The following is a 26,030-nucleotide window of genomic DNA, read 5'->3' as shown; positions in this document are numbered from 1 at the left end:
AAGGCATTCGAAGGGCGACACGCGGACATGTTGCCGTCCCGTGCGCCGTTTGTCGGTGATACTGGGCCATTCGACGTGCAACCCCACCATCTGGAGACGTCATGGGCGACGGCTACGAGCGAATCTCGGTCGACACCGATACCGGCAACTGGGTCAAGAACGTCGACCGGGCCATACCGGGCTCGGACATCAACGTCGTCAACGGCCTCATGTCCGCGCCGGGGCTCAGCCACCTCAACAACATCGGCTCGGGCATCTGGGACATGGCCTCGGGGGAGATGGACCTCGAAGCGGGCGTGACCCAGATCGTCGCCACGGTCGCCGATCTCGGGTTCCAGACCGCGGGCCTGGCCGCCGACCCGCTCGGCACGCTGATCGGTTGGGGCCTGGACATACTCATCGGTCTGATCCAACCGCTGGAGGACCTGATCCACATGGTCAGCGGCGACCCCGGCGCCATGCGCGACACGGCCGCGGTCTGGGGCCGCGTCGCCGAGGCCGACGCGGATCTCAGTCAGGCGCTGGCAGGCACCCTGACCCCCATGGCCGAGTGGACCACCGCCGACGGCGTCGCCTGCCGGGGCAGGATCGACGACCTCGCGGCGTCGGTCTTCCAGTTGGCGAAGTGCGCCAACGGACTCCAGACGGTGCTCCAGGCCGCGCAGGCCCTCGCCGAGCTGATCAAGGGCGCCGTCAAGTGGCTGCTGAGCCAGCTCGTCAAGTACTTCGTCATGGTGGTCGCCCCGCAGGTCGCGGCCTCCATCGTCACCCTCGGCGCCTCGCTGGCCTCGGCGATCGGACTCGCGGCGGTCCAGACCTCCTACGCCATCCTCAAGGCCACGAAGTTCACCACGCGCATCACGATGGCGTTCGGCGAGCTCGCGCAGGCGTTCGCGGCGTTCGCGAAGGAAGCGCTGCCCGGCATGGTGGTGGGCTCGCTCCAAGGGTCCGGCGCCTCACTGCCCGACGGCCCCGCGACGAGCGGCGGCGGCCCCGCTGCCGGGCCGGGGGACGGCGGCGCCGTCGACCCCGAGGTGATCCGGGAGGCCTCGCCCACGGTCACGAAGATCGCCGAGGACGCCGCCGGGGTGGCGGACGTCGTCTCCACCACCGCGGCGGACGAGATGACCTGGGGGCTCTGCGGCGTGGCCGGCTGGGTCGGGCAGTACGACGAGAAAGTCCAGGAGCTCCAGGGCCTCGCCTCCGCCGCCTCCGCGACGCTCAACGCGTTCGCTTCGAATATGAGGGCGGCCGCGGACGACTGGCAGTCCGCCGACGACGAGATCGCGACGGCGTTCAACGATCTGGACGGTGACCTCGCCTCCACCGGCGGGTAGGGTCAGACCGACTATGATCGACTCCTCAGCGACCGTCGACCTCGGTGAAGGCGCGGCCGACGCCGGAACCCTCCGCGTCGAGGTGCTCAAGCCCCGCAAGCGGGGACGGATCGTCGACCTCGACCCGCCCTCGGACGGCCCCGAGGTGACGGTGATGCCCCTCCTGTCGGTCAACGGGCGGGCCGTCGCCTGGGAGCGGTCCGCCGCAGTGGTCGGACTCCCCGCGGGACCGAACCTCGTCGAGGTCATGGACGACCACGTATACGAGTCGCGCACGGTCGAGATCCGAGCGGCGGCGGAATCCGAACTGTTCATCGGCGTCGACGGCATGCGCGGCATCACCCGCCTCCTCCTCGGCTCCCGGACGTACGCGGAAAGCGCCAGGATCGCGCGCCTCTCGCCCGGAGTGAAGGCGTTCGGGGCCGCGCTCGCCTCCACGATGCTGCTCCCCATAGCCGTGGGACTGCCCGCCGGGCTCGTGCTCCCGGACTCGTCCGTGCTGGGAGAGGCGCTGGTGTACGCCGCATTCGCGGTGGGCATCGCGTCGTTCTTCCCGTGGCGGCGCCGGTTCCGCAGGCACCCCAATGGAAAACCGTCGCGAATCCAAGACGTCCCGCCGCCCGAGCCGATTCCGTCCGCGGGGCGGGCCCGTCTCCTGCCCCCCGGCTCACCGCCGCCCGCCGGATCGGGACTGCTCGTGCGCTTCGCACCGGACACCGCGGCCGTGCAGCAGCTGCTCGTGACCGTGCGGACCACCGGCTCGACGCCGGGAATGGTGCCGTACTACTCGAACGGCTTCGAGGACTGGCTGGCCGCCCCCGAGATCACAGTGGACGGAGAGGCGCTCCCGTCTCGCTGGGGAACCTGGCTGATACCGCTCGACCCCGGCCTCCACACCGTCCGAGTCCGGCTGCCGGGATTCGCCGACCCCCGACACCCCGCCACCGCCCCGGCGGGGCCACCATCGGAGCAGACGATCCGACTCCAAGTAGCCCCGGGAAAAGTCCACACCCTCGACTGCCGCTACAACATCGTCCGCCTGGCGGCCGAACGCCTCGCCCGCGACCCGAGCACCGAATCGGCGTGGCAGCACGTACTGCGCTCGGTGAACCGCCTCGAAGAGGCCGAACGAGTCGCCTCGGCCCCGCCTTTGACGATCACCGCCGACGATCCCTGAATCGCGGGACGGCGGCGACGAGCGGCCGTGCGCGAAGCTCCTTGTACGGCGATCCCGCTCACCGCCCCGGCGACCTCGGCGAAGCGTTCACCGGCTTCGGACATGGCCGGTTCCGTGTCAGGCGTAGAACGGGTTGTAGTCCTCCGGAAGCTCTGCCGGCGGGATCTCCGGTGCCCCCTTGATCGGCTGCAGCGCCCCCGTGATCGTGTAACGGGCGTCGTCGAGGTCGTCGACGTCGACGAGGACCATGCCCGATGATCCGTCGGCGGCCACCAGGGTCCACACCGCGTCTGAAGCGGCGTTGGCCACCCCCAGGATGGCACGCGCCTTGAGGTGCGCGCACAGCCGTGAAGCCACGGAGACCAGTGGAAGGTCTCCGATGGCCGAGGAGAATTCCTCGCCCGCGCTGAAGGCGGTGTACTCGCCGTCGCGCTCGGGATCGAACTCGATGAGGACGAGGGGGATGCCCGCGGACGGCGTCTCCGTCACACCGTTCGCGACGGTCTTGATGCGGTCCGCCGGAATCCCGAAGACCGAAGCGGTGGCGGCCGCGACGTCTTGCAGGCGGACGGGATCGAGGAACAGGAAGTTGTAACGGGTCACTGCGGATCACCTTGGTAGCGGTTGCTGTTCTTGAAGACCTCCAAGGCCGCATTCCAGTCGGACTCGGAATTCAGGTACGGATTCTGCTCGATCCTTCCTTGAGCCGCGTCGAGATCGCCATTCGCGTTCATCATCTCCTTCAAGATCTGATACTGCGGGCGGTCGAGCTTCACGAAGCCGGGTCCGCTGTCCGGGAACAGCGTACCCTTCGGGAGCTCCATGCCGTAGCTGCGACCACTGTCCAATTCGTATCGCTGTGTCTCGGGATTCCATGTCGCGTCACCCGACTTGATGGCCTCGATGTCGCCGTTGACATCGGTCCCCGGAAGCACGACGGTGTTCTCGTCTTTCGCGGGACTTTTCCTTCTGATCTGGTTGAGGTTGTGCCGGCTGCTCGGGGCGCGAGGATCGGTATTGGCCGCCGGTCCCTGCACGGGTTTCTGGCCGCCGGTGTCGGAACCGCCTGGAGAATTCGAGCCCGATTGCCGGCTCCGGCCGAGTCCGGCTTCGGCCTCGACGGCATCGGAAGCGCTTTTGGTGCCTTGGGAGGTGTTGATCTTCCCCGACGGGGATTCGTGCGGGGGCGGGTCCGCGCCGTTGCCGTTGCCCGACCGGTTGGTCGGGCCGTCGGGGCCGTCGGGACCGTGGGGCTTCGCCAGTACGAGGCCGATGCCGATGAGCAGGAGGAGTCTCAGGGTTCGTCTCATGCCGCGGCCCTTAGTCGTTGAGGAGCTTGGAGAGGGCTTCGATGCTGGTGATCAGGGAGGAGATGAGCTCCATGGCGATGCCGACCCACTTGAGCACGGCCGCCGTGATCTGCGCGGCGATCACCGGGATGGTGACCACGAAGATCGCCTCCACCGCCCAGACGACCACGTGCGCGACCAGCTCGGCGATCATGTCGCGGACGATGTCGCGCGTCATCTGCACGAGCGCCCCCGCGCCCTCGGTGGCCGACCCGATGGCCGAGGCGATCGCGCCCAGGCCCCCGATCGCCTCGACGTTGTGGCCCATCATGTTGTAGTAGGCGTCCGAGGCCGCCCCGGACCACTCGTCGACGTCGCCCTCGACCGAGGTCTTCAGGTCGCCGGACATGGCGAACAGCTCTTCGGCCATGTTGTACCAGGTCTGCGCGTGGGACATGACCACGTCCGGTTTGCCGGTCAGCCAGTCGAGCATCTCCCGCAGCGGCTCGAAGTACTCCATCGCCCAACCGATCCCGTTGGACAGCAGCGCGCTGAACGGGTCCATGACCGTCCCGGCCACTTCGAGCCCGAGCCCGACTCCGGCCAGCGTGCCCGACACCCAGTTGCCGCTCTGGATCGAGGTGACCAGGCCTTCGATGCCGTCGGCCAGACTGGAGCCGGTCCACGGCTGCCGCGTCGACTGGACATCGGCGACCAGTGAGTTCTCGGTCATCGCCCCTACCCGCCCAACTCTGAGGAGAACTCCTCGAAGCTGACCGAGGCGTCGTTGTCGGACTCCTCGTAGGCGTCGGCCGCCGCGCGGATGCTCTCGGCCGCGAGGCCGATGTTCTCCTCCACGTAGGCGACCAGGCCGTCCTGGCGCTGGTGCCGCTCTTCCAGGATCCCGGAGATCCACCCGCACAGCAGCCCGTACGCCTCGTCGTCCTGGGCGATGTGCGAACTGGCGGACGCGATCGCCTCGAACCGGGTCTTGAACTGCTCCAGGTTGCTCGCGTGGGCCCGCAACTGCTCGGCGTCGACGACGTAGCCGGTCATCTACCGCTCACCGCCTTGCTCCGCGTCGTCGCCGAACTGGCGCCGCAGCCCTGACACGAAGGCCCGGCCCGCGGGCGACTCGGCGCCGACGGTGGACTCGACGAGCTCCTGCGAGCGTTCGGCCAGCTTGATCTTCGCCGCGCGGATCGCCTCCAGCACCGCCCTGGCGGCGGCCTCCTCCGAGACGCGCTTGATCCGCGCACTGAATACCAGGTCCACCGGGCTTCCGGTGTGGTCGACGGTCACCTCGGCGAGTTCGTCCCGGTCGGTGGCGGTGACCTTCAGCGTCTGCACCTGCGCGGCCAGCGCCTGCGTGTCCTCGGCCATCCGGTCGGTGCGCTCCTTCCAGTCCGCGAGCCGGGCCCGCGCCGAAGCCGGATCGATCGGCGGGAAGTCCATAAGGCCTCCAAGAGGTTCAAGAGCGGCCGCGGCGATGGAGCCCGCGGCCTTCAATCGACGGTTGGTGAACCGGTCGCCGATTCTATGAAGTCGATGCAAACCGCCACCGTCTTCCACGATTCCGGCAGACCGGGGTCGTGAACACGGTGTACGGCACGGCGCGCCCCTTCAGTGCCTGGACCTCACCCGCAGGCGGCGGCCAGCCGCGCAAGGGACCTGCGGGCGGCCCGCTCGACGCCGATCGGGACGAGCGCCGCCCGCCCTGGCACACGCACGCCCCCCGTCATCGCGACCACGGTGCCCCCCTTGCCGTCGGGCACGGCGGCGATGCCGATGATCAGGAACCGGCTCTGAAGCCAGCACCATCCGGGACGCACCGTGCCGCGCAGCCTCGCGCGCATCCCGAACCGGCTGCGCGCGATCGCCTCGACGCGGTCGCCCTCGCGGCGGACCACCGTGACGCCGCGCATGTCCGGCTCGATGTCGCCGAACGATCCCTCTATATCGGACACCAGCGCCCACACTTGCTCGAAGGGCGCGTTGATCCTTCGCTCGACCACGCGAGCGCCGGAGACGCCGGATGCCAGCACCCGGAACCTCGTGAGGTCGTCGACGCGCGCCTCGGGCCATGAACCGCTCATGCGTTCCACTCCTTTCGGAAGTACTGCCGGGCCCGGTGCAGCCGGGACTTCGCGGTGCCGGTGGTGACGCCGAGGATCGCGGCCGCGGAGCGCTCGTCCATGCCGTCGCGGTCGCGCAGCATCAGGATCGCCCGGTGCTCGGGGGAGAGCCTGGCCAGGACGTCGGCGATGTCGGTTCCCAGCTGCGGGTCGCCGGGTGCGGGCAGCTCGGACAGCTCGTCCGGGACGGCCCTGCGGTCCTGCCGGGCGACCCGCACCGCCTCGCGGACCGCGATCTGCCGCACCCACCCGTACACGGCCTCGGGCTTCCGCAGCCCGCGCAGCGATGTGAACACCGCGATGAGCGCCTCCTGGGCCGCGTCGGCCCCCTGGCCGAGGGCGATCGGGCCGCAGATGCGGGAGACGAACGGCGCCAACCGGTCCAGCAGCTCGTTCATGGCGACCGTGTCGCCGCCCTGGGCGGCTCGCACCAGGGCGGCGAGGGCGGGATCGGTCGTCATTGCAGGAAGTCTGCCATCCGCTCGGTGACCCGGTCGGGACAATCGAGCGTGAGCGCGTGCCCGCAGTCGTCGAGGACTTCCAAGTGGACATCGGGCATCAACGCGGCGAACGTCGCTGACTGCTCCACCGGCAGCACCGTGTCCCGCTCGCCCCAGATGACGAGGGTCGGCTGCTCCGTCTCCGGCATGGCCGCCTCGGTGCGGCTCCAGTCCAGGCCGCGCTCCAGCAGGTACATCGAGTGGAGGTTGTCGGCGAAGGTGCCCGGCGCCCAGTTCGCCTCGATCACTGACTCGGTGGCGCGCTCCTTGTGGACGAACAGCTCGGTGACGGACTCGGCCACCGCGTCCCGGTCGGGCAGGTACAGCTTCGTCATCAGCTCCCCGAGCACCGGCGGCTTGAGCAGCTCCCACGACCGCGGGTCGGGCTCGTCGGCACCGGAGGGCGCCAACAGCACCAGTCGGTCGACGCGGTCGGGATGCCGCTGCGCGAAGGCCAGGGCCCAGCCGCCGCTCCAGGAGTTGCCGCCCAGCGAGACGGTGTCGAGCCCGACCGCGTCGAGGAACACCTCGACGGCGCCGGTCATGGCGTCCAGGTTGAACGCGAAGTCGTCCTCGTGCAGCTCGGTGAAGCCCTGCCCCGGCAGATCGACGACGTAGACGGCGTGATCGGCGGCCAGGACGTCGGCCTGATGCTGCCACGCGTAGGCCCACGAGGCGCCCGGCGACAGCAGGACCACCGGCGAACCCTCGCCTTGCAGCGTGTAGTGGAACTCGGCCAGTGCGGTGTCGACGAAGCGCGAGTCCACCCCGGCGTCGGCGGGCTCGTAGCCGCGGACCGCGCTCGGCGTCCACCCGTAGGCCACCAGCAGGATCGCGGCCGCGGCCGCCAGCGGGGACGCCAGCGCCACCCTGCGACGCAGCCGTGCCGGTCCGCGGCCCTGGCGCGCCACCGCGAGGCAGCAGAGGGCGAGCGCGACGCACAGCGGCGTGTAGACGAGCAGGTTCGCCCAGTAGAACGCCGGATAGTCCGTCGGCGTCCCGGCCCCGGTGATCCACACCAGACCTGCGAGCGCCCTGACGCCGACGCCGATCGCGACGGCGACGGTGACGGCCTGGAAGAGGCGGCCGAACCGCTGCTCATAGCCTCCGGCGGCACGGCGCCAGACGGCGAAGGCCATGACGAGATTCGCGACCGCCAGCGGAATCACCACCCTTGGAGCGAATGAGGTCTCGAAGCCGAGGACCAGATACGACAGCGTCCGCTCGCTCGAAGCGGGCCACGTGAGGCCGAACGACCACAGCAGGTGCATCACGGCGTCCCCCGTCAGCACTGCGACGGCGAACCCCGCGGCGGCGCGGGTCCGGACATTGTTGCTCATATTGCCTTCTCCTGTGAGGAAGTGGAACGAGGGCCCTCACGAAGAAAGAGGCGGCCGCCCGCCGAAAGGTTCCAAGTGACCTCCGACACCCGCGAGCCGCGGCCCACTCATGGGGGCCGCGGCTCGCGTCAGTGCTGCCTGTCGGTGTCCTCTCCGATCAGCTCACCGCGGTGGCGGTCTGCTCGGTGCCCGGTGCGGTATCGCTCCAGTCGAGCCGGTAGAGGCCTCCCGTCCCCGGTGCGTTGGCGTACATGGCCCCTGCCAGGTACCCGAGTCCGGCGCCGAAGTCGCCGTACAGCATCAGGTCGGGGCATCTGACGGTGGTATCGATGTCGGCGGCGGGTTCGGCGGTGCCGGTGATGTGGACGACACCGTAGTCGTATTCGGTGCCGTCCTCGTCTTCGGCACCGATCAGGAGCCGCAGCGTCGCATTCGTCGCATGGGCGGTGGGGTCGAGATCGGCGATGGCGAGGCTGGTGCCGAGGTGGTCGGAGCTACCGGTCTCGTCGCCGAGCTGGACGCCCTGGTTGTAGACGCCCGCGCCGGTGTAGGTGCCGTCTGAAGCAAGGTTGACGGCGTGGACGGCACCGGCGTTGGCGACGTCGCCGAGGTCCTCCCACGGCACACCGATCGCGATGCGGGTGTCGGCCTGGTTCGGCCCGGCGCCCTGCGGCCAGTAGTCGGCCGCGGCCACTTCGTAGCCGAGCCGGTCCCCGCTCTCGGGAGTGCCTCCCAGGAAGGCATCATTCTGATCGAGCCAGGTGGTGTAGTCGGGCCATCCTTCGGGGCTGGTGTCGTGGTCGAACATGAGCACGCCGCCCGCGTCGGCGGCGGTGTTGGAGACGGTGTCCTCGAACGGGGCACCGACCGCCAGCGTCTTGGACGTGACCGCGAGCGACCATCCGAACTGGTCGCCGGTCTCGTTGGCACCTTGCACGCCTGGTGTGTTCTGGTCCACCCATGCGGTCGTGGTGCCGTGCCTGTAGATGAACGCGCCCGCGTCCTCGATGGCGAGGCCGCGGGAGTCGCCGTCGCGGTAGGCGCCGGTGGTGTCGACCTGGACGTCTTCACCGGGCATGCCGATGACGACCACGGGGGTGCCGTCGACCAGGTTGGTCGCGGACACCGAATACCCGAACAGGTCGCCGTCCTCGATCGCTCCGGGGTAACCGGCGGTGTTCTGACCGATGAAGTAGTCGCCGGAGGCGATGTCGCCGTCGCGACCGCCGGGGAAGTACTGGGCGCGGCCCTCGTCGGCATTCTCGCCGGGGATGCCGACGATGATCTCGGCGCATCCGTCGCCGTCGGCGTCGTAGAGGTCGACGGCGTGGCCGAACTGGTCCCCGGCCTCGGTGCCGCCCTCGATGCCCGCGTTGTCCTGGTGGACCAGGCTGACCGCTTGCGTGGCGCCGTCGACGAACCAGACGGCGCCGGCATCGGCGTCGCCGCCGATGTCGCGGGTCGGGTCGGGTATGACCGCGTCGGCGATCCCGTCACCGTTAACGTCGTCCTCGGCGCCGAAACAGGTGTCGGGATCGGCCCAGGCCGGCTGGGACGCCGCGAAGCCGTCTCCGGTGGAGTGCCGGACCCACATCGCGCCGATCTGGCCCTCCGTGGTCGCGCTGCGCAGCGTGACCAGATCCGCGGTGCCGTCGCCGTCGACGTCCCCGCCCGCGATGCGGGTATGGGTCCAGTCGGTCAGGTCGCCGGCGCAGCCGGTGCACCGGGCCGAATAGCCCCAGGAGCCGAGGGCGAATCCTCCTCGATCGGCTTGGGACTCGGCGACCTGCACGCGGATGCGGGAGGTGAACCGGTAGCTGTTGACGATGTCGAGCAGGCCGTCGCCGGTGACGTCGGCGACGGTGAGGTGGTCGCGGCCGGTGTCCCAGCTTCCGGCGGTGTCCAACGCCAGAACCGGCTCTGCCGGTGTGGTCGAGCACCGCTTGCCCACCAGATCGGTGTAGCGCAGGTACACGTCGGCGCTGCCGTCGGCGCCGGTGCGGACCTCGGCGATGTCGCCGCATCGGTCGTCGTCGAAGTCGCCCGCGAGCAGTTCGATCGTGCGCGAGTCGCCGGTGCCCGAGGCGATCTGCGCCGGTTCCCCGAACTTGTTCTGGCCGCGGTCGAACTCGGCCCGCCAGATGCTGTAGGCGCCGAGCCCGTCACCGCGCATGAGCACGAGGTCGTCGCGCTCGTCCCCGGTGAGGTCCGTGAGCTGGAGCTGCGTGTCGGTGAGGTTCCAGTCGTCCGCGACGTCCAGTTCGAGTCGCTTGTCGGACTCCAAGAAGACCTGTCCGTCCATATTGCATCCGCGGACGCGGGGGCCGCAGGCGGGGAACGCCCACACCTCGAAGAAGTCGTTCGAGGGCACGGCCACCACGAGGTCGTCGAAGGCGTCGCCGTTCACATCGGCCGCGCGCCAGACCGCGTCGTCGAGCCGCCACTCTCGTTCCGAGTCGGCGGGGGATAGCTCGGACTCGAACACGGGAGACGCGGAGCGAACGAAGCCGCCGTTTCCATCCCCTTCGAGCAGATACAGATGCGAGTAGTCCTTGTTCGCATCCGTGATCGCGATGCCGTCCAGCACGCCGTCGCCGGTGAAGTCGCCGGTGATCAGGTCGCTGTTGACTTCGCGGACCGTGTAGTCCGAGAGCGACTTCACCTGTGCGCCGTCGAAGACTCCGGTGTTGACGTTGACGCTGTCGATGGCGCCCGACCAGTAGAAGTCGGTCCCGCCTTCGTACAGGCCCGAGCCGATCCGGAGCGGACCGGTGGCCGACCACAGGTCCATGCCCTCGGCCGCGTCGTCGGGAAGCCCGTTCACGAAGAGCTGCGCCTTATCGGCGAAGGAGTCGTACACGACCGCGAGGTGCGTCCACTCCCCGACTTCGGCCGGAGCGAACGACTCGAGATGCGTCCAAGTGGGATTCACCGCGTCGGAGCCGGTGGACCGGAAGCTCCAGCGCCCGGTGTCCTCGTAGTAGCCGAAATAGAAGGGGGACATGGTGTTCCCGTCCTGGGACAGGATGTTCATGTTGCGGCCGGTCCGGTCGAGCCGGACCCAGGCGCCGATGGTGAAGTCGCCGGAGGTGTCGATCACCGGTCCGTCGCTGACGGCGGTGGAGGTGGAGCCGTTGAGCCCGAGGGCCTTGCCCTCGACGCCCTCGACGATCTCCACGTCGTCGCCGTTGAGATCGTTGCCGATCCCCGACTGGTCCTCGTAGTCGTCGTGGTCGACCGACTCGAAGTCCCAGATGCCTTCGGCGCGCTGGCCGAAGCGCTGGAGCTCTCCTGGCTGCGGTGCGCGGTCCCAGACCCTGACGTCGTCGATGTCGCCCGCGAAGTGGGTGCCCTCGTCGCCCCCGTAGAGGTCGCGGCCGACGACGAACGGTCCGGTGGCGTCGAAGTTGTCCGGGATCGGTGTCTGCACCTGGAGTTGGCCGTCGATGTAGAGGCTGATCTCACCGGTGCTGTTGTCGTAGACGGCGGTGACGGTGTACCAGACCCCCGCCTGCGGGTCGAGGTCGACCGTGCCGGTCGAGGGGCATTCCAGTCCTGCCCCCGGCTCGTTCGTGTCGAGGTTGCAGACGGTGAAGGTGAAGGCGTGGCCTTCGCCGTCGTATTTGAGCATGAATCCGGAGTTGACCAGGCCGTCCTGGGAGAGGATGGCGTAGTCGGTGTCGGTCTGGTGCAGGCGCACCGAGGCCGACACGGCGTAGGAGACATCGGTGTGGATCACCGGTGCGGTCGTGGTGGCGACGTCGTCGTCGCCGTCGAAGGTCAGGTAGGTGACGTGGTCGTTCGCCGCGTCGTCGGCGGTGCCTCCCTCCCAGGTCGGGCCGTCGATCGCCAAGGGCAGGTCGAGGTCGCCTTCGTAGGAGTAGTCCTGGTCGGCGGCGGTCGGCGAACCGAACTCCTGCTTGCCGAACTGCCAGTGGCTCACCGGGTCGGCGGCGTCGCCGACGCGGAATTGGTAGACGGTCTTCTCGGACCGGTTCCCGTGCGCGTCCCACGCCCAGACGCTGAGGTTCAGCTTGCCGCTGGCGTCCGGGTCGAGCGCGATGGTCGCGCTGTTGTCGGACGCCGAGACCGGAGCCGTGCCCTCCTGCACGAGCCTGATCTCGTTCTCGTCGTTGGCGTCGTGGAGGCTCCAGTCGTATCCGGCGGTGTCCTCGGATATGGAGTTCATGGTGAACCGGCCGGTCTTCCCGATCGACCCGTGGATCTCGCCGTCGTCGGGGTAGATGGTCGAGGTCACCGTGGGCGGTTCGGGCGGGGTGGTGTCGATCGTGACGGTGCATCCGCCGGATCTGGCGCTGAGCGCGTCCTCGGTGTCCCTGGCCCGGACGGTCACGGTGTACGCGTCGCCGGGGAGGTCGTCCTTGTAGACGGTCCAGTTCGACTTGTCGCCGTTGGACGCGGAGGTGGGCCAGCTCTGGCTGTCGCCGGTGGCCTGGTCGGTCCATTCGAGGAGGCCGTCCATGGTGTCGCCCTCGGCGTCGGAGAACGTGGCGGAGACGGTCCAGGAGTCCGCCGCGCCCAGCTCGACGTCGGAGTTCGCGCCGCACGGCTGACCGTCGATGGTGAACGAGCCGGGCCGGTTCGGCGGGGTGTTGTACTTGACGCTGAGGCTGACGCCGCCGGAGCCGGAGTCGGTCTTCTCGGGTCCGAAGCGGCGGAAGGAGTTGCAGCAGGCGCTCTCGTCGGAGACCTTGAGGCCGAACTGGATGACCCTGTCGCCGGTGCCGGCGACGTCGGCGACGTAGTCGGTCACGTCGGTGTGGATGTCGCGCGGGGCCCCGCACCCGGAGGTGACGCCCTCGTCGCGGGTGGCGAGCTTGGTGCCCCAGTCGCCGTTGTTGTTCCACGTCCAGCGCTTGAGGTTCGTCTCGAGCTCGTAGATCCCGTACGAGGGCGTGACCCCGTCGCAGGAGCGGGCCCAGGAGTAGGTCATCTGCATGTTGAGGTTCGCGTCGAGGATCTGGCGGCCCCGGAACTTGGAGGTGGGGAACTCGAAGGCGAGGCGCCAGGTCTGCTCCATGTCGCCCACGTAGTCGTCCCAGGCCCGGCCCAGGCGGGCGGTGCCGCTGGAGGACTTCTCGAAGCTGCCGCCGTCGTAGTAGTTGTGGTCGCGGTAGGAGCTCCAGCTCGACGCCAGGGCCCAGTGGCTGCGGTCGACGTCGACCCACCTGGGGTCGATCCTGATGGGGAACACCGCTTCGGGGTCGGTCAGCAGCGCCTGGTCGGGCGTCAGTGTGAGCGTGTCGTCGGCGTAGGCGGTGGCGACCTCGGCCATGCGCGCGAAGGTGCTCGGCGACCAGTCCTCGGACGCGTCGTCGCCGACGCCTTCGGACGGCGCGGTCGCGTCCCACATGGTCGGTGTCGGTCCTGTGTAGATGGTGTTGCCGGCGTAGTCGAGGATCTCCAGCGCCCCGGTCTCGCCTATGGCGGCCGAGAACCCGTCGAGTTCGATGCCCAGTTCCAGGGTCGCGACCTCGGCCGAGGCGGCGGCCTCGGGGGTCTTGATCTCGAAGACCTTGGCGAAGCCGTCGTTGGTGGCCCTGACCTTCAGGTCGACGCCGGGGATGATCTCGGCGTAGGTGGCCGTGTCGCCCTCGACGGTCGGGGTGGGCAGGGCCTCGTGCCAGGTGTAGGCCATCGAGCGGCCGTGCACGTCGGTGATGCTGGCGATGACGGTGTCGCCGCCGCCGGACAGCTCCAGGCCGGTGTCGCTGGTGGCGGGCACGAAGGTGCCGTGGCCGGAGGCGATGAGGGTGTTGTCGATCGCCGTCCAGGTGCCGTCGGCCAGCTGCGCTTGGAACGGCTCCATGGCGATCTCTTCGATGAAGGTCCCGTCGGGGGCCGCGTAGACCTCGGAGTCGGCGCTGCCGAGCGATTCGATCTCGACGTTGTCGCCGGTGGCCTCGGCCTCGGCGGCGGCGTCGGCGATCACGGTGTCGGTCGCGATGTCGGAATTGGCCGTGCCGGGCGGCACGCCTTCGCCGACCTCGCTCTGGGCGTACGCGGGCGGGGCGGCGAGGAGGGCTGCTGCCACGGCACCGGCGGCCAGGACAGCCAGCGGTGCCGCGATCGATCTGGGGGGAGAAGATCGCACGTGAAGCTCCTTATTGGTTTGTACGTGGTGCGCCGTGGCGCTGCGCCGAACGCACGACTCCGGAGAGTATGCCAGATTGTGGACGGTCGCGAAAGCCCTGCGTTGTACCAGCTCACTGGCACCATAAAAATCATGTATTTCTATTGATTGTCCTGTCAGGGCTCTGATACAGTCTGCAATCGACATAACTTCATGTGACCGAGCTGGAGCCCCTGTGGACGACACCCCCCTGTCCGTGCCCGAGACCCCTCGACCCGCCCGTACCCGCCTGCCAGACACCTTGGACATGCCCTGGCGCGCCTCGCGCCGGACGCTGATCCGCCGCGGCGTCGTCGTCGGCGCGATCGCGGTCCTGCTGACCGGATTCCTGACCTGGTTCGGCGTCTGGGAGCAGCCCTACCGCCCCGACGCGGCCGAGCAGGTCGACTCCGTCGCCGGAGAGGACTTCGAACCCGGCGAGGCCGACCTTCCCGAGGACCAGACCGAGGGCCGCGGACTCGAGGGCGACCAGGCGGTCGCCTTCCCCGTTGCGAGCGCGCATGAAGTGGACCTGGCCGCCGGTGAGGCGGCCCGCGTCGACGAGCTCGGTGTCACGCTCACGCCCATCGGAGCCGATGTCCCCGAACGGGTCCGCATCGCCCTCGACTCCGCCTCGGCCGATGACGGCCTCCACTGGGAGATCGAGCGGACCGACGGCTCGTCCGAACCGGCCGAGATCGAGATCGCGATCGACTACAGCGCTTGGCGGAACGCCGGAGGCGCGGACTGGGACGATCGGCTCAAGGTATATGGCGCCGACGGGGCCGAGATCGATTCCGCCAACAACGCGGCCGACGCCATGCTCACCACCACCGTCGAACTGACCGAAACCCGCTCCGGCGGCGGCTACGCCCCCGCATCGGACGGCGGCGAGCACACCGCCCACGGCCAGTTCGGCACCTCCAGCGCCACCGCCTCGTTCACCGTGGCCGCCTCGGCCTCCGGCGACAACGGCACCTTCGCCGCCACCACGCTCTCGCCCTCCTCCACGTGGTCGGCGGGCAACCCCACCGGCGACTTCTCCTGGTCCTACCCGATCGAGGTCCCCTCCTCTCCCGGCGGCCTCGACCCGTCCATCGCCCTGTCCTACTCATCATCCTCAGTGGATGGTCGCAACGAGTCGACCAACAACCAGCCGTCGCTCATCGGTGAGGGCTTCTCCTACGAACCGGGCTTCATCGAACGCCGCTACACCCCCTGCCGGCTCGACGACGAGGACGGGCCGAACAACCCGCCCGAGGCCGAGACCGGCGGCGACCAGTGCTGGCGCACCGACAACGCCGTGCTCTCCCTCAACGGCTCCGGCGGCGAGCTCATCCGCGACGACGACACCGGCGAATGGAAGATCAAGAACGACGACGCCTCCAAGGTCGAGAAGCTCACCGGCGCGACCAACGGCGACGACGACGGCGAGTACTGGCGCGTCACCACCTCGGCGGGCATCCAGTACTACTTCGGCCTGAACCGCCTGCCCGGCTACGACTCCGGCGACGCCGAGACCGCATCGACCGCGACCGTCCCGGTCTTCGGCAACCACTCCGGTGAGCCCTGCCACGCCACCGCCTTCGAGGACTCCTGGTGCGACCAGGCCTGGCGCTGGCAGCTGGACTGGGTGGTCGACACCCACGGCAACGCGATCGCCTACTTCTACGAGGGCGAGACCAACCACTACCTGCTCAACATCGACGAGGACAACCCCGTCGACTACGACCGGGCCGTGAACCTGGCCCGCGTCGACTACGGCCTGCGCGAGGGCGACGGCTACACAGGGGCCACCGACCGCGTCGTCTTCGACCTGGCCGACCGCTGCGTCGCGGGCTCGACCTGCGACTACGACCACCCCGAGAACTGGCCCGACACGCCGCTCGACCAGTACTGCGACGGGACCGCCGACGACTGCGCCGACCTCTACAGCCCCACCTTCTTCACCGACCAGAGGCTCGCCTCGATCACGACACAGGTCAACGTGGACGGCACCTGGACCGGCGTCGACGAGTACACGCTCCGGCACTCCTTCCCCGACCCCGGCGACTCCACCCGCGCGGGGCTGTGGCTCGAAGGCATCCAGCGCACCGGCCTGGCCGGTGACGAACCGATCGCCATGCCCGAGATCACCTTCGACGGTGTCCAGCTGTCCAACCGCGTCCAGAAGTCCATCGACACCAAGGCGCCGATGAACTGGTGGCGGATCTCGGCGGTCCGCAACGGCACCGGCGGGGTCACCACCGTCGAGTACTCGGGCACCGAATGCGACGCCAAGAACGGCGTCATGCCCTCCAGTCCCGAGCACAACGACATGCGGTGCATGCCGGTGGTCACGACCCTCGCCGAGGACAACGACGGCGTCACCGAATACGACTGGTACCACAAGTACCTGGTCATGAAGGTCGCCCAGATCGACACCGTCGGCAACTCGCCGCCGGTCACCACCAGGTACGAATACGTCGGCGATCCCGCGTGGCGCTTCACTGACGACGACGGCCTGACCGACCCCGAGTACAAGACCTGGTCCCAATATCGCGGCTACGGGGAAGTCCGCACCATCAAGGGCGACGGCGCGGACGACCTCCTCGTGTCCGAGACCACCTACTTCCGCGGCCTGGACGGCCAGGAGCTCCCCGACGGCACCACCACCTCGGTCGAGGTCGACGGTATCACCGACCACGACGAGTTCGCCGGGCGCCCCCGCACCCAATCGACCATCCTTGACGGCCAGGTGATCTCCGAGACCACCTACACGCCATGGCGTTCGAGCCCGACCTCCACTCGCGTTCGCGACTGGGGCACCGTCCACGCCCGACACACCGGCACGAGCACCATCGAGGCGACCTCGCTGCTCGCCGACGGGTCGTGGCGGACGGTCGCCACCGAGACGAAGTACGACTCGTGGGGCATGGCCTACGCGACCGAGTCGTCCGGCGACACCGCCGTGACCGGTGACGAAGAGTGCACCGAGATCACCTACGCGCGCAACACCGCCGAATGGATCCTCGCGATGCCGGTGCGCACCGAGCACCTGGCCGTCGCCTGCGACCAGGAGCCGTCCTACCCCGCCGACGTCATCTCGGACGAGCGCGTCTACTACGACGGGTCCACCACGTTCGGCACCGCCCCCACCATCGGCGACGCCACCCAGACCGAGACGCTCAAGGACTACGTCGACGGCGCACCTGTCTACCTGGTGACCGGCTCGGTCACCGTCGACGACTACGGACGCGGCCTGACCTCCACCGACGTCGACGGCAACGTCACCACCACCGAGTACACCCCCGCCACCGGCGGACCGATCACCCAGATCACCACCACCAACACGTACGGCCACACCACCACCCAGATCCTGGAGCCGCTGCGCGGCCAGGCGCTCCAGTCGATCGACGCCAACGAGAACGTCACCGAGATGGAGTACGACGCGCTCGGCCGCCTGGTGGCCGGCTGGGCGCCCGACCACGCCCGCGCCGACGGATACGAGCCGTCCGCGACCTTCGAATACCTGCTCAACGACGACGCGGCCTCGGCCACGGTCACGCACGGCATCGGCCCCAACGGCGACTACACCACCACGTACGAGCTGTTCGACGGCCTGCTGCGGTCGGTGCAGACGCAGATCCCCGCCCCCGGCGGCGGCCGCGTCCTCTCCGACACCTTCTACGACACGCGCGGCCTCGTCCACAAGCAGTACGGCGCCTACTACAACAGCGCCGAACCGTCGGCGACGCAGTTCTCCACGTCGGACAACGAAGTGCCCAGCATGACCGTCTACGAGCGGGACACGGCAGGCCGCGTCACCGACGAGGTGTTCTACTCCTTCGCCCAGGAGCAGTGGCGGACCACGACGATCTACGACGGCGAGCGGGTGACCGTCATCGACCCCGACGGGCGGGCGGCCACCTCGGTCTCCGACGCCAAGGGCAACACGATCGAGCTGCGCAACCTCCACACCTCCGACCCCGCCGGCGCGGCCGACACGATCGGCTACGAGTACGACCGGGCCGGACGCCTGGTCGCGATGACCGACACCGGCGGCAACGAGTGGACCTACGAGTACGACCTCATGGGCCGCCAGACCGCGGTGAACGACCCCGACACCGGCCGCACCGAGACCACCTACTACGACAACGGCCTGGTCGAATCGGTCACCGACTCGCGCGGCGAGAGCACCTGGTACGAGTACGACGATCTCGGCCGCGTCCGCTACGTGATGGACGGCGACTTCTGGGGCGAGGTGATCAAGTCCTACACCTACGACACCTTCGGGCTCGGGCTCCCCGCGATGACCAACACCTGGGACGAGGACGGGAACCTCTTCAGGACGCGGATCCTCGGCTACGACGACGCGAACCGGCCGGTCGGCATCCGCTACACCCTCAACGGCGACCTGGGGGCGCTGGACCGCTCGTTCGACTTCCGGTACGAGTACTACCAGGACGGCTCCGTCGCCGAGGTCAAGTACCCGTCGGCAGGCGGCCTGCCCGAGGAGGGCGTGGTCACCACGTACGACGACCTGGGGCTGCCGCAGGCGACCTACTCGGCCAGGCAGTGGTACGTCTCCCAGACGGCCTACACGAAGTTCGCCGAGCCGCAGCAGCTCGTCTTCGACCCGGACGGGCCCAACGTGTCCCAGGCTCCGGTCGCGTGGCAGGCGTACACGTACGCCGACGGCACCCGGCGGGTCACCAATTCGGACTTCTCGATATCGACCGGCCCCGACCACGTCATCAACGACACCGATTACGCCTACACCGACGGCGGCCTGATCACCGGCATCGACAACCAGTCCGATTACGGCTCGGACACGCAGTGCTTCGCGTACGACCACCTGAAGCGGATCACCGACGCCTGGACCGGCGCGACGCCCGCGGCCTGCGACGCCGAGCCGACCACGACCGACGACGTCGGCGGCGTGGCCCCGTACTGGCAGTCCTGGTCCTTCGACGACTCGGGTAACCGCGCCGGGCAGGTCGACCACCTGGCCGGCCAGACGATCGACTACGCCTACGACGAGACGCAGCCGCACACGGTCACCGCGGCGACGGTCACCACGCCCGAGAGCACCCAGACGCTCAACTACGCCTACGACACCGCGGGCAACACCACCTCGCGTCCGAACGCGAACGGCGTGGCCCAGTCCCTGACGTGGTCGGCCGACGGCAAGCTGGAGACGCTCGAACAGGGCGGCGACGTCACCGACTACCAGTACACCGCCGACGGCGGCCGCATCGCCAGGACCGACCCGGACGGCACCATGACGGTGTTCCTGCCGGGCATGGAAGTGGTGAAGCACCCGGACGGGACGGTCACGGCCAGCCGCTACTACTCCCACGGCGGCAAGCAGATCGCGGTGCGCACCAACGACGACACGCTGTACTGGCTCGGCGGCGACCACCAGGGCACCAATACCGCGATGGTCGACTCAGTGACGCACGAGGTGCAGGTCCGGTACTTCGACATCTACGGCAACACGCGCGGCACGCCCGTCGCGGGCTGGGTCGACGACCACGGCTTCCTCGGCGCCACCGAGGACCCCTCCGGCCTGACCCATTTGGGCGCCAGGGAATACGACCCGATACTAGGCAGATTCATATCCGCCGACCCGGTCATGGACCCCACGGACTCCCAGCAGATGGCCGGCTACTCCTATGCCAATCACTCGCCGGTGAGCTTCGCCGACCCGACGGGGATGTACTATGAGGAATACACCGGTGGCGGCCGCCGGGTGCCCTCGCAGAACCAGGACCCCGACCGGCTGGACCACCTCGAACGCTACGACTTCGACGGCCGCGGCGACCCGAACGCGCCCCCGCAGCCGCCGAGCGACGATGACCTCGAAGAGGCCAACGAGGTCATGAACACCTCGACGGTCGACATCGTGATCGACGTGGCGGGCGACATCCTGCTGGACCTGATCGGCATCAACGACCTCATGAGCTGCATCGGCGGCGACGTGTGGGGATGCGCGACCCTGATCATGGACCTGATCCCGTGGTCGAAGGTCTTCACCTTGGGCAAGAAGATCTTCAAGGCGGTCAAGACCGTTTACAAGGCGGTGAACGCCTTCACGGAGAAGATGTCCTGGGCGAAGTCGATCATGCGCCACAAGGACGCCGCCGAGGAGGCGGCCGAGCGGGCAGACGAGGTAGCGGACACCACTTCGGACCTCGCCAAGACCGCCGATTCCTGCCCGTTGCCGGGCAACTCCTTCACTCCGGATGCCGAAGTGGTGATGGCCGACGGGTCGACGAAGCCGATCGACGAGCTCGAACCGGGCGATGAGGTCTTGGCGACCGACGAGGACACCGGCGAGACCGGATCCCGCGAAGTCGACGCGACCATGGTGAAGACCTCCGAGCGGACTCTGGTCGAGATCAGCGTCGACACCGACGGCGACGGCCGAGCCGACGACACCGTGACCGCTACCGACGAACACCCGGTCTGGGCAGCCGACTTGGCGACAGTGCCAGAGGAGGACGCCTTCGGTGCCAACCTGACCGAAACCGAGTTCACGGAGACCGCCGACCCGGCGGCGGAGGCCGACGGTTCCGGCTCGGGAGGCGGCGGCCCGCCCACGGCCGACCTGACGACCACGACAGGGCACGAGAACGGCCCGGCGACCACCGCCGGTAACCCGAACGACGACCATGCCGACAGTCTGGCCAGCGCCAACGTGGAGCTTCCGGGCCTGTGGGTGAACGCGATCGACCTGAAGACCGGCCAGCTCCTGCGCACCAGCGCAGGCACCTGGATCCAGATCACTGCGGTCGACACGCGAACCGAACAGGCGACGGTCTACAACCTCACGGTTGCCGACCTCCACACCTACCACGTGGCGGTCGCCGACACCGACTTCCTCACCCACAACGACGGCTGCGGTGTTGGAGACGGATTTCTCTATCGGGGGGTAGGGAAGGACCACCCTGGGTACGATGAGGCCCTGGAAGGAAAGGCGACACCGCGCGGTGGGCATGATGACCCCGGAAGCCACGCCGGAGGCGACACCGAAAGTGAATTTACTTCATGGACTCATGAGCTCGAGGATGTAGCCGCTGATGCGGCTCAAGAGGATGGGCCGGGAGGCGTAATTCTCCGAATTCCGCAGTCGAGTGTTCCCGAGGGGTCTGATGTCCAGATTCATGGCACTGACTTCGAATCGTACGAGGAGATGGAGCATGCTATTCAAGGCGTAGTCGAGGGCGCCGAGGTCAGTATGGATCTGGGCCGTACCTGGAACTTTCCGTAAAACTGAGAAGCGCAGGACGCACCAGGATTCGATGATGCAATAGTAGGTATTGGTGGAATGGAGCGCAACGATCTGCTGAATGCTCTGAACGGATCGTCCGGCATCGAAGAGCAGGCCAGGCGGGCAATTGAGGACGGTGATGATTTCGAGATTTGGCCGAGAGCTGTGGCCAAATCGGAGATCTTGACGATCTATTCGCGGCGGCTGCGGTTGCTTTCCAAGAACGGTCAGCCATCGGTCGGATTCGCTGAAGCGATCGAAAGCATCAGGAGTTTCCCGGAAGACCGGCTGCGGATCGGATACGTCGATGACCGACCTCGGGGAGGATACTATTTCCAACTCTTCCTGAGCCCGGAGGATTCAGTGATCGTCGCGTGTTTCGGAGTTCAGGAGAGCATTCGGGAACGGTGGAAGAGCCGATGAGCGAGAGGGGCGTGGTGTGGGGCTCGATGGGAGCCTCATGCTCGCTCTCTCGGAAACCTGGAGGCGGGCGCTTCGGTCGCAGGGCCTCCCGGTGCGCGGTGGGACCTGGTGTGGCAGATCGTCCGCGATCACCGCGTGCGGGATGAGCTCGCCCCCGGTTCCTGCGACATCGATGCGCGTCTGCGCGGCAAAGACCTCCGCCAGTACATTCCCGAGGCGAACCTGCCTCCGGTCGATCGCCGCACTGCTCGGCGAGTGTCGCAGTCGTTGAACGAGGCCGCGTGGAGGGCGCGGCGCAAAGGCGATGCGGCCGCGCGCCGTGCGGACACGTGGGCGCCGGACGTGCGGATACTGCTCTCCCTCGCCTCCTTGAACGCGGAAGCGCTGGACGACACTGTCGTCTCCTGGCATTACTGCATGAACATCGCTTTCGCCTTTGAGGTGCTGACGCCTCGCGAACGTACGGCGGACGAGGCGTTTCCCGTTCCGATCGGGCCGTCGTCGCCGTGGGTGCCGTTCGTGGATATGGCCAAGGTGCTCGGCGTGGTCGAGTGGGAGGTGCCCGGTGCGGTCACCGGCGCGCTCTCGGGCACGGCTCGGCTTGCGCGCCGCGAGATTCGCCGGTTCGGTCCGGTCGCCTACCTGTTGCAGCTGGAGTCCATTCGCCAGGCCGTCCGCAACGGCGACAGAACGGTCATGCCGGTCCACGTGCTCGCTGCGGTGGTCTCGGCCGCCTCTCAGCTCAGGCTTGTCGGCGGCGTGGTCGCCGAGCGGTTCGCCCCCGCGCTGGGAGCAGGTCTCTCACTGCTCGGCAAGGGGATCGAGGCGGACCGCCTCAAAGGACCGGCCGCACCCGAACCACGGGCGTCGATTTACGGCGGCAAGTTCTGGCAACGCTTTCACGGAGATCTCCGCATAGGCGATCCGGCCTTCGCGTTCTTCGAAGAGGCCGAGGCCATCGCGGCGCGGGACGGCCGCCGCCAGATCGGCGACGGCGACCTCGTCAGCGCCATCACCGCAAGCGACGATCCGGCGACCTTGTCCATTATCGAGACCATCGGCCTCGACTCTTAGGCGATTATGGACTGAATCCGATCATCTGGCACTGAAGGGATTCGCCACGTGCCTGAGCACATCGGGGTGACAGCGGCAACTTGACCGTGGAAACGGAAGGGCGGCAGTCGCGCTCGCTGCTGGTCGTCACGGCGACAAGGGCGCGCGACCGACTCGTCCTGATCTATAGTGGTGAAACGAGCCCACTGCTCAAGGGGTTGCGGGTGTGATCTCGCCGACTCTCCAACGTCGATCAGGCGTGGGATCGCCCCAGAAACTAGACGCTTTCGCACCGGCGGCGTGTCGCTGCTTGAACTTCCGGAGTTGATGTGTAAGGGTTTCAAAACGCGCGTATCAATCGCGCCCAATCGAATACCGACGGCGGGCCGCCGTCCAAAGACGCCAATCCAGTTCGGCGGCCCGCCTCCTACCAGAGAGGAAACCTCCCATGGTGCAGTCGAGCCTACCCTATGACCCGGTTCCCGCCTCGGTCAAAATCGACCTTGAGCTCCACCAGCCGTACCGGACCTGGTTCGGTTTCGGACGCCTGCGCTGCGAGTGGTGCCACCACAAATGGGGCGCCCACGGGTGCCCGCAGCGCCGCTCCGCAGTGAAGCTCCTCGCCTCCTGCCTCAACTCCCCTTCGCTTCGCGGTGTGCTCTCCAACCTGATCGGCTTCTCGTGGGGTGGTGCGGCATGAACCCGGAACGCATCGTTCTCGGGCGGTTCAACCTCGAACACCGCCGGATCGAGGTCTACCAGGTGGCGGGCCGTTCCGCCACTTCCGTTCGGCTGCGCCGGATCGAACCGGAACCGGTCGTCGATCTGGGGTACATCAACCGGATCGGGTCGCCGTTCTCGCGACTGCACCTGTACCGGGCCGAGTGGTCTCCGGCGTTGCGGCGGGTTGCCAAGGAGCAGGCCGCGGGGATCTGGTTGCACTCTGCGCAGCATGAGGCGGAGGTGGACGGATGACCTTGCACTTCGTTGACAAGCTTCCGGTGTTCGGTTACCGCGAGGTCGACGGCCTTGATCTGGCCTTCGCCTGGATCTGGCGGCAGCCTTCGCTGCGCGTGACCTTCGTCGACGCCGATCCCTCGCTGATCGGCCGCGTCACCCACCTTGACGGCATTCCGCGTCTGGTCGCCGCACCCGACAACCTCGCCTGGCTCCACCACGACGACCCCGCCCGCACCCTCGCCGTCCTCGACTTCGCCACCGACCTCTGGAGACGAAAAGACTCCATCATCCGCACCTGCGACGGCTGAACGTCCGTGGCCGCGCCGCCGCACCGCGACCGGCTCAAGTGTGAGCGGTGTCCGATCGGGTACTTCTGTCATCGCACATCGGCAATGGAGGTGACGATGACGAGTTCGGCGGTTTCGACCAGATCGCCACGGCCGGACACGGTGTCAGCGGCACGCTCCATAGCGACGAGCAGTGGGTCCGAGCCGGCTGTGAGCCGATGCCCGCACGGCCGTCGGTGCTCCTCCCGAGGAGCCCGCCGCCGGAAGGGCACGGGTCGCGGCGCGGCATCGGGCCACGACGAACACAGGAGGTCTTCATGATCGGATTCATCGTCGCAGGACTGATCATCGGCGCGCTCGCGCGCCTCATCAAACCCGGCAAGCAGCATCTCGGCATCCTCGCCACGCTGATCCTGGGCCTGGTCGGCTCGGTCATCGGCGGCACCATCGCGAACCTGATCGGCACGGGCGACATCATGGAGCTCAACATCTTCGGCTTCATCGCCGCCGTCGTCGTCTCGGTGCTGCTGATCGGGGTGGCCGAAGCGATCGCGAACCGCGGTCACAGCACCGCCCACTAGGGCGTGTTCACGAACTGAGACAGCCGCCTATTGGACCTGTTGCGCCGCAACGGAATCCAATAGGCGGCTGTCGTCGAGCCCCTTATGACGGGCATTTGACCGGTGAGCAGTGGCAACGCCCGCGCAGCCCGGTCCCCGTCATCGTCGACCGCCTACAGCGCGAGCATCGCCGCGGCGACCTCGTCGGCGGCCACGTCCGGGAGGGCGGTCGCGGCCTGTTCGAGCACGAGCAGCCGAGCGCCGGGAATCTCGCGCGCGAGCGCCTCGCCGTTGCCGACCGGGAAGAACCGGTCGCGGCGGCCGTGCACCACGAGTGTCGGCATCGCGAGCTCGGGCAGGCGCTCGCGCCAGCGCGGCTTGCAGTCGAGCTTGGCGAAGACCGTGCCCAGATGGTTGGCCATCTGGACCGCGGGCCGTGTGCTCGGGGCGCGGTCGAAGATGCGCTCGGCTCTGGCGCGTGCCGCATCGGGGTCGTCGCCGAGGATCGCCGCGCCGTCGGCGGCGAACCGGGCCACGGCGGCGCGGTCGGACCAGTCCGGCTTGGGGAGCGCGAAGCGCCGCTTCATCGTCGCGGCGTCGTGGTCGGGCAGGTCGGCGTCGACCGGGCCCGGCGCGACGGGCCGCGTCCCGGCCAGCGTGAGGGCCGCGAACGCCTTGGGGTGGTCGAGCGCGGCGAGTTGGGCGATCATGCCCCCGACGCCGATGCCCGCCAGGTGCGCGGGCCGGTCGTCGAGTTCCCGGGCGAGCGCGGCGGCGTCGGCGGCGAGGTCGCGCAGCGTGTAGGCGGGCGCCTGGGGGTCGACGGTCGTGGAGGCGCCGCAGTCGCGCAGGTCGTAGCGCACGACGTGGCGTCCGCCGTTCGCCAGCGCCCGGCAGAGCGCATCGGGCCAGGACAGCATGGTCGGGCCGCCCGCGAGCAGCACGAGGGGCGCCGCGGTATCACCGAAGTGCTCGACCCCGAGCTTGACGTTCTCCGACATGCGTTACTCCCTCTGATCCGGCAGCCCGGCGGCCGCACTGATGCAGACGAGACGCGGAGCCGAAAATCATCGGTCAGAATCTTCCGGTGAGGCGACGGATGATGTCGAGCGGCGCGGCGCGGCTCCGTCGTCTCAGGTGAGCGGCCGGAAAGTCCGGACCGCTGACGACGGCCAGGAGGCCACCGTGAAATACGTCATTCTGATCCACTCCAACCCCCAGCCCTGGGGACACCCGACCGGCGACTTCATCGCCGAGAACCAGGCCCTGCCGATCGAGCAGCGGGAACGGCTGAACACCGAGTTCGAGAACCTCCTGGAAGCGATGCGGGACAACGGCGAGCTGATCACCGGGGAGGCCCTCGGCGACCCGACCACGTCGACGCTCTACCGCTGGCACGACGGCGAGCCGCTGGCCACCGACGGCCCGTACTCCGAGTACAAGGAGCACCTGGCCGGGTTCTTCCTGATCGACGTCTCCGGCCCCGAACGCGCCCAAGCGATCGCGCGAGTCTTCTCCGGACCCGGAGAGACCATCGAGCTGCGGCCGGCGATGTGGCCGGGCGGCGAGGAGCAGTAGGGA

General features: G+C 68.4%; 20 protein-coding genes. 10 read left to right on the top strand and 10 right to left on the bottom strand.

The features are described 5' to 3' along the window. The first annotated feature begins 101 nt into the window (after nucleotides 1-101). Nucleotides 102-1,337, top strand: a complete 1,236-nt coding sequence (locus H613_RS0114260; protein WP_026924343.1) for a hypothetical protein — start codon at nucleotides 102-104, stop codon at nucleotides 1,335-1,337. Nucleotides 1,338-1,350: 13 nt separating this feature from the next. Then, the gene (locus H613_RS0114255; RefSeq protein ID WP_026924342.1) at nucleotides 1,351-2,514 is read left to right on the top strand and encodes a hypothetical protein; all 1,164 of its coding nucleotides are present in this window, start codon (nucleotides 1,351-1,353) and stop codon (nucleotides 2,512-2,514) included. Between the two features lie 117 nt (nucleotides 2,515-2,631). Here the strand turns inward: H613_RS0114255 and H613_RS26595 are convergent, their stop codons facing one another. The 9 genes from H613_RS26595 to H613_RS0114210 all read right to left on the bottom strand — a co-directional run bounded on the left by H613_RS26595 (nucleotide 2,632) and on the right by H613_RS0114210 (nucleotide 13,893). After that, nucleotides 2,632-3,117, bottom strand: a complete 486-nt coding sequence (locus tag H613_RS26595) for a hypothetical protein (RefSeq protein ID WP_035738142.1) — start codon at nucleotides 3,115-3,117, stop codon at nucleotides 2,632-2,634. Continuing rightward, nucleotides 3,114-3,824 (bottom strand): hypothetical protein, encoded by a 711-nt coding sequence (locus tag H613_RS0114245; protein ID WP_026924341.1) that lies wholly within the window; start codon nucleotides 3,822-3,824, stop codon nucleotides 3,114-3,116. Before H613_RS0114245 ends, H613_RS26595 begins: the two co-directional genes overlap by 4 nt. A 10-nt stretch (nucleotides 3,825-3,834) precedes the next feature. Next, on the bottom strand, nucleotides 3,835-4,536 hold the full coding sequence (locus tag H613_RS0114240) for a WXG100 family type VII secretion target (protein ID WP_026924340.1): 702 nt from the start codon (nucleotides 4,534-4,536) through the stop codon (nucleotides 3,835-3,837). A 5-nt stretch (nucleotides 4,537-4,541) separates the two neighbouring features. Beyond that, on the bottom strand, nucleotides 4,542-4,859 hold the full coding sequence (locus tag H613_RS0114235) for a hypothetical protein (protein WP_026924339.1): 318 nt from the start codon (nucleotides 4,857-4,859) through the stop codon (nucleotides 4,542-4,544). Beyond that, nucleotides 4,860-5,258 carry a YbaB/EbfC family nucleoid-associated protein gene (locus H613_RS26590; protein WP_051393356.1) on the bottom strand — a complete coding sequence of 133 codons (399 nt, stop codon included), beginning with the start codon at nucleotides 5,256-5,258 and terminating at the stop codon, nucleotides 4,860-4,862. A gap of 182 nt (nucleotides 5,259-5,440) precedes the next feature. Further along, complete coding sequence (locus H613_RS0114225; RefSeq protein WP_026924338.1) at nucleotides 5,441-5,899, bottom strand: SRPBCC family protein; 459 nt, start codon at nucleotides 5,897-5,899, stop codon at nucleotides 5,441-5,443. Continuing rightward, nucleotides 5,896-6,399, bottom strand: coding sequence for an RNA polymerase sigma factor (locus H613_RS0114220; RefSeq protein WP_026924337.1), 504 nt, complete (start codon nucleotides 6,397-6,399; stop codon nucleotides 5,896-5,898). Before H613_RS0114220 ends, H613_RS0114225 begins: the two co-directional genes overlap by 4 nt. Then, nucleotides 6,396-7,778, bottom strand: a complete 1,383-nt coding sequence (locus H613_RS31445; protein ID WP_169731999.1) for an alpha/beta fold hydrolase — start codon at nucleotides 7,776-7,778, stop codon at nucleotides 6,396-6,398. Before H613_RS31445 ends, H613_RS0114220 begins: the two co-directional genes overlap by 4 nt. Before the next feature lie 157 nt (nucleotides 7,779-7,935). Then, on the bottom strand, nucleotides 7,936-13,893 hold the full coding sequence (locus H613_RS0114210) for a LamG domain-containing protein (protein WP_156926036.1): 5,958 nt from the start codon (nucleotides 13,891-13,893) through the stop codon (nucleotides 7,936-7,938). Between the two features lie 214 nt (nucleotides 13,894-14,107). Here H613_RS0114210 and H613_RS32400 point away from each other — a divergent pair, with 214 nt between their 5' ends. The 7 genes from H613_RS32400 (at nucleotide 14,108) to H613_RS0114185 (ending at nucleotide 24,470) form a co-directional block, all read left to right on the top strand. Beyond that, the gene (locus tag H613_RS32400) at nucleotides 14,108-21,166 is read left to right on the top strand and encodes a polymorphic toxin-type HINT domain-containing protein (protein WP_156926035.1); all 7,059 of its coding nucleotides are present in this window, start codon (nucleotides 14,108-14,110) and stop codon (nucleotides 21,164-21,166) included. Nucleotides 21,167-21,223: 57 nt separating this feature from the next. Further along, a complete protein-coding gene (locus H613_RS30920; protein WP_156926034.1) occupies nucleotides 21,224-21,589 on the top strand; it encodes a hypothetical protein in 366 nt (121 codons plus the stop codon). Between the two features lie 108 nt (nucleotides 21,590-21,697). Then, a complete protein-coding gene (locus H613_RS0114200; protein WP_026924334.1) occupies nucleotides 21,698-22,663 on the top strand; it encodes a hypothetical protein in 966 nt (321 codons plus the stop codon). Between the two features lie 427 nt (nucleotides 22,664-23,090). Further along, on the top strand, nucleotides 23,091-23,342 hold the full coding sequence (locus tag H613_RS30915; protein ID WP_156926033.1) for a hypothetical protein: 252 nt from the start codon (nucleotides 23,091-23,093) through the stop codon (nucleotides 23,340-23,342). Beyond that, nucleotides 23,339-23,617 carry a hypothetical protein gene (locus tag H613_RS0114195; protein WP_026924333.1) on the top strand — a complete coding sequence of 93 codons (279 nt, stop codon included), beginning with the start codon at nucleotides 23,339-23,341 and terminating at the stop codon, nucleotides 23,615-23,617. Before H613_RS30915 ends, H613_RS0114195 begins: the two co-directional genes overlap by 4 nt. Continuing rightward, nucleotides 23,614-23,910: a hypothetical protein gene (locus H613_RS0114190; RefSeq protein ID WP_026924332.1), complete on the top strand. Its 297-nt coding sequence runs from the start codon at nucleotides 23,614-23,616 to the stop codon at nucleotides 23,908-23,910. Before H613_RS0114195 ends, H613_RS0114190 begins: the two co-directional genes overlap by 4 nt. Before the next feature lie 296 nt (nucleotides 23,911-24,206). After that, complete coding sequence (locus H613_RS0114185; RefSeq protein WP_026924331.1) at nucleotides 24,207-24,470, top strand: GlsB/YeaQ/YmgE family stress response membrane protein; 264 nt, start codon at nucleotides 24,207-24,209, stop codon at nucleotides 24,468-24,470. A 152-nt stretch (nucleotides 24,471-24,622) separates the two neighbouring features. Here the strand turns inward: H613_RS0114185 and H613_RS0114180 are convergent, their stop codons facing one another. Continuing rightward, nucleotides 24,623-25,450: an alpha/beta fold hydrolase gene (locus H613_RS0114180; RefSeq protein ID WP_026924330.1), complete on the bottom strand. Its 828-nt coding sequence runs from the start codon at nucleotides 25,448-25,450 to the stop codon at nucleotides 24,623-24,625. 184 nt (nucleotides 25,451-25,634) lie between these two features. On the opposite strand from H613_RS0114180, the gene H613_RS0114175 reads away from it, so the two are divergent. Beyond that, nucleotides 25,635-26,027, top strand: coding sequence for a YciI family protein (locus tag H613_RS0114175; protein WP_026924329.1), 393 nt, complete (start codon nucleotides 25,635-25,637; stop codon nucleotides 26,025-26,027). The last annotated feature ends 3 nt before the right edge of the window (nucleotides 26,028-26,030 follow it).

The sequence above is a fragment of the Glycomyces arizonensis DSM 44726 genome, assembly GCF_000482705.1.
In the GTDB taxonomy this organism is placed as follows: domain Bacteria; phylum Actinomycetota; class Actinomycetes; order Mycobacteriales; family Micromonosporaceae; genus Glycomyces; species Glycomyces arizonensis.
Note: the sequence above shows the minus strand (reverse complement) of the source record. Positions and strands in the feature narration are given on the sequence as shown.

What these genes read in the sequence shown, in the direction of transcription:
- H613_RS0114240 (WP_026924340.1), bottom strand. Translation starts at nt 4,536, where the DNA reads ATGACCGAGAACTCACTGGTCGCCGATGTCCAGTCGACGCGGCAGCCG.
- H613_RS0114225 (WP_026924338.1), bottom strand. Translation starts at nt 5,899, where the DNA reads ATGAGCGGTTCATGGCCCGAGGCGCGCGTCGACGACCTCACGAGGTTC.
- H613_RS0114185 (WP_026924331.1), top strand. Translation starts at nt 24,207, where the DNA reads ATGATCGGATTCATCGTCGCAGGACTGATCATCGGCGCGCTCGCGCGC.
- H613_RS0114180 (WP_026924330.1), bottom strand. Translation starts at nt 25,450, where the DNA reads ATGTCGGAGAACGTCAAGCTCGGGGTCGAGCACTTCGGTGATACCGCG.
- H613_RS0114220 (WP_026924337.1), bottom strand. Translation starts at nt 6,399, where the DNA reads ATGACGACCGATCCCGCCCTCGCCGCCCTGGTGCGAGCCGCCCAGGGC.
- H613_RS26590 (WP_051393356.1), bottom strand. Translation starts at nt 5,258, where the DNA reads ATGGACTTCCCGCCGATCGATCCGGCTTCGGCGCGGGCCCGGCTCGCG.
- H613_RS0114260 (WP_026924343.1), top strand. Translation starts at nt 102, where the DNA reads ATGGGCGACGGCTACGAGCGAATCTCGGTCGACACCGATACCGGCAAC.
- H613_RS0114245 (WP_026924341.1), bottom strand. Translation starts at nt 3,824, where the DNA reads ATGAGACGAACCCTGAGACTCCTCCTGCTCATCGGCATCGGCCTCGTA.
- H613_RS30915 (WP_156926033.1), top strand. Translation starts at nt 23,091, where the DNA reads ATGGTGCAGTCGAGCCTACCCTATGACCCGGTTCCCGCCTCGGTCAAA.
- H613_RS31445 (WP_169731999.1), bottom strand. Translation starts at nt 7,778, where the DNA reads ATGAGCAACAATGTCCGGACCCGCGCCGCCGCGGGGTTCGCCGTCGCA.
- H613_RS0114235 (WP_026924339.1), bottom strand. Translation starts at nt 4,859, where the DNA reads ATGACCGGCTACGTCGTCGACGCCGAGCAGTTGCGGGCCCACGCGAGC.
- H613_RS0114195 (WP_026924333.1), top strand. Translation starts at nt 23,339, where the DNA reads ATGAACCCGGAACGCATCGTTCTCGGGCGGTTCAACCTCGAACACCGC.
- H613_RS0114190 (WP_026924332.1), top strand. Translation starts at nt 23,614, where the DNA reads ATGACCTTGCACTTCGTTGACAAGCTTCCGGTGTTCGGTTACCGCGAG.
- H613_RS0114255 (WP_026924342.1), top strand. Translation starts at nt 1,351, where the DNA reads ATGATCGACTCCTCAGCGACCGTCGACCTCGGTGAAGGCGCGGCCGAC.
- H613_RS30920 (WP_156926034.1), top strand. Translation starts at nt 21,224, where the DNA reads ATGGAGCGCAACGATCTGCTGAATGCTCTGAACGGATCGTCCGGCATC.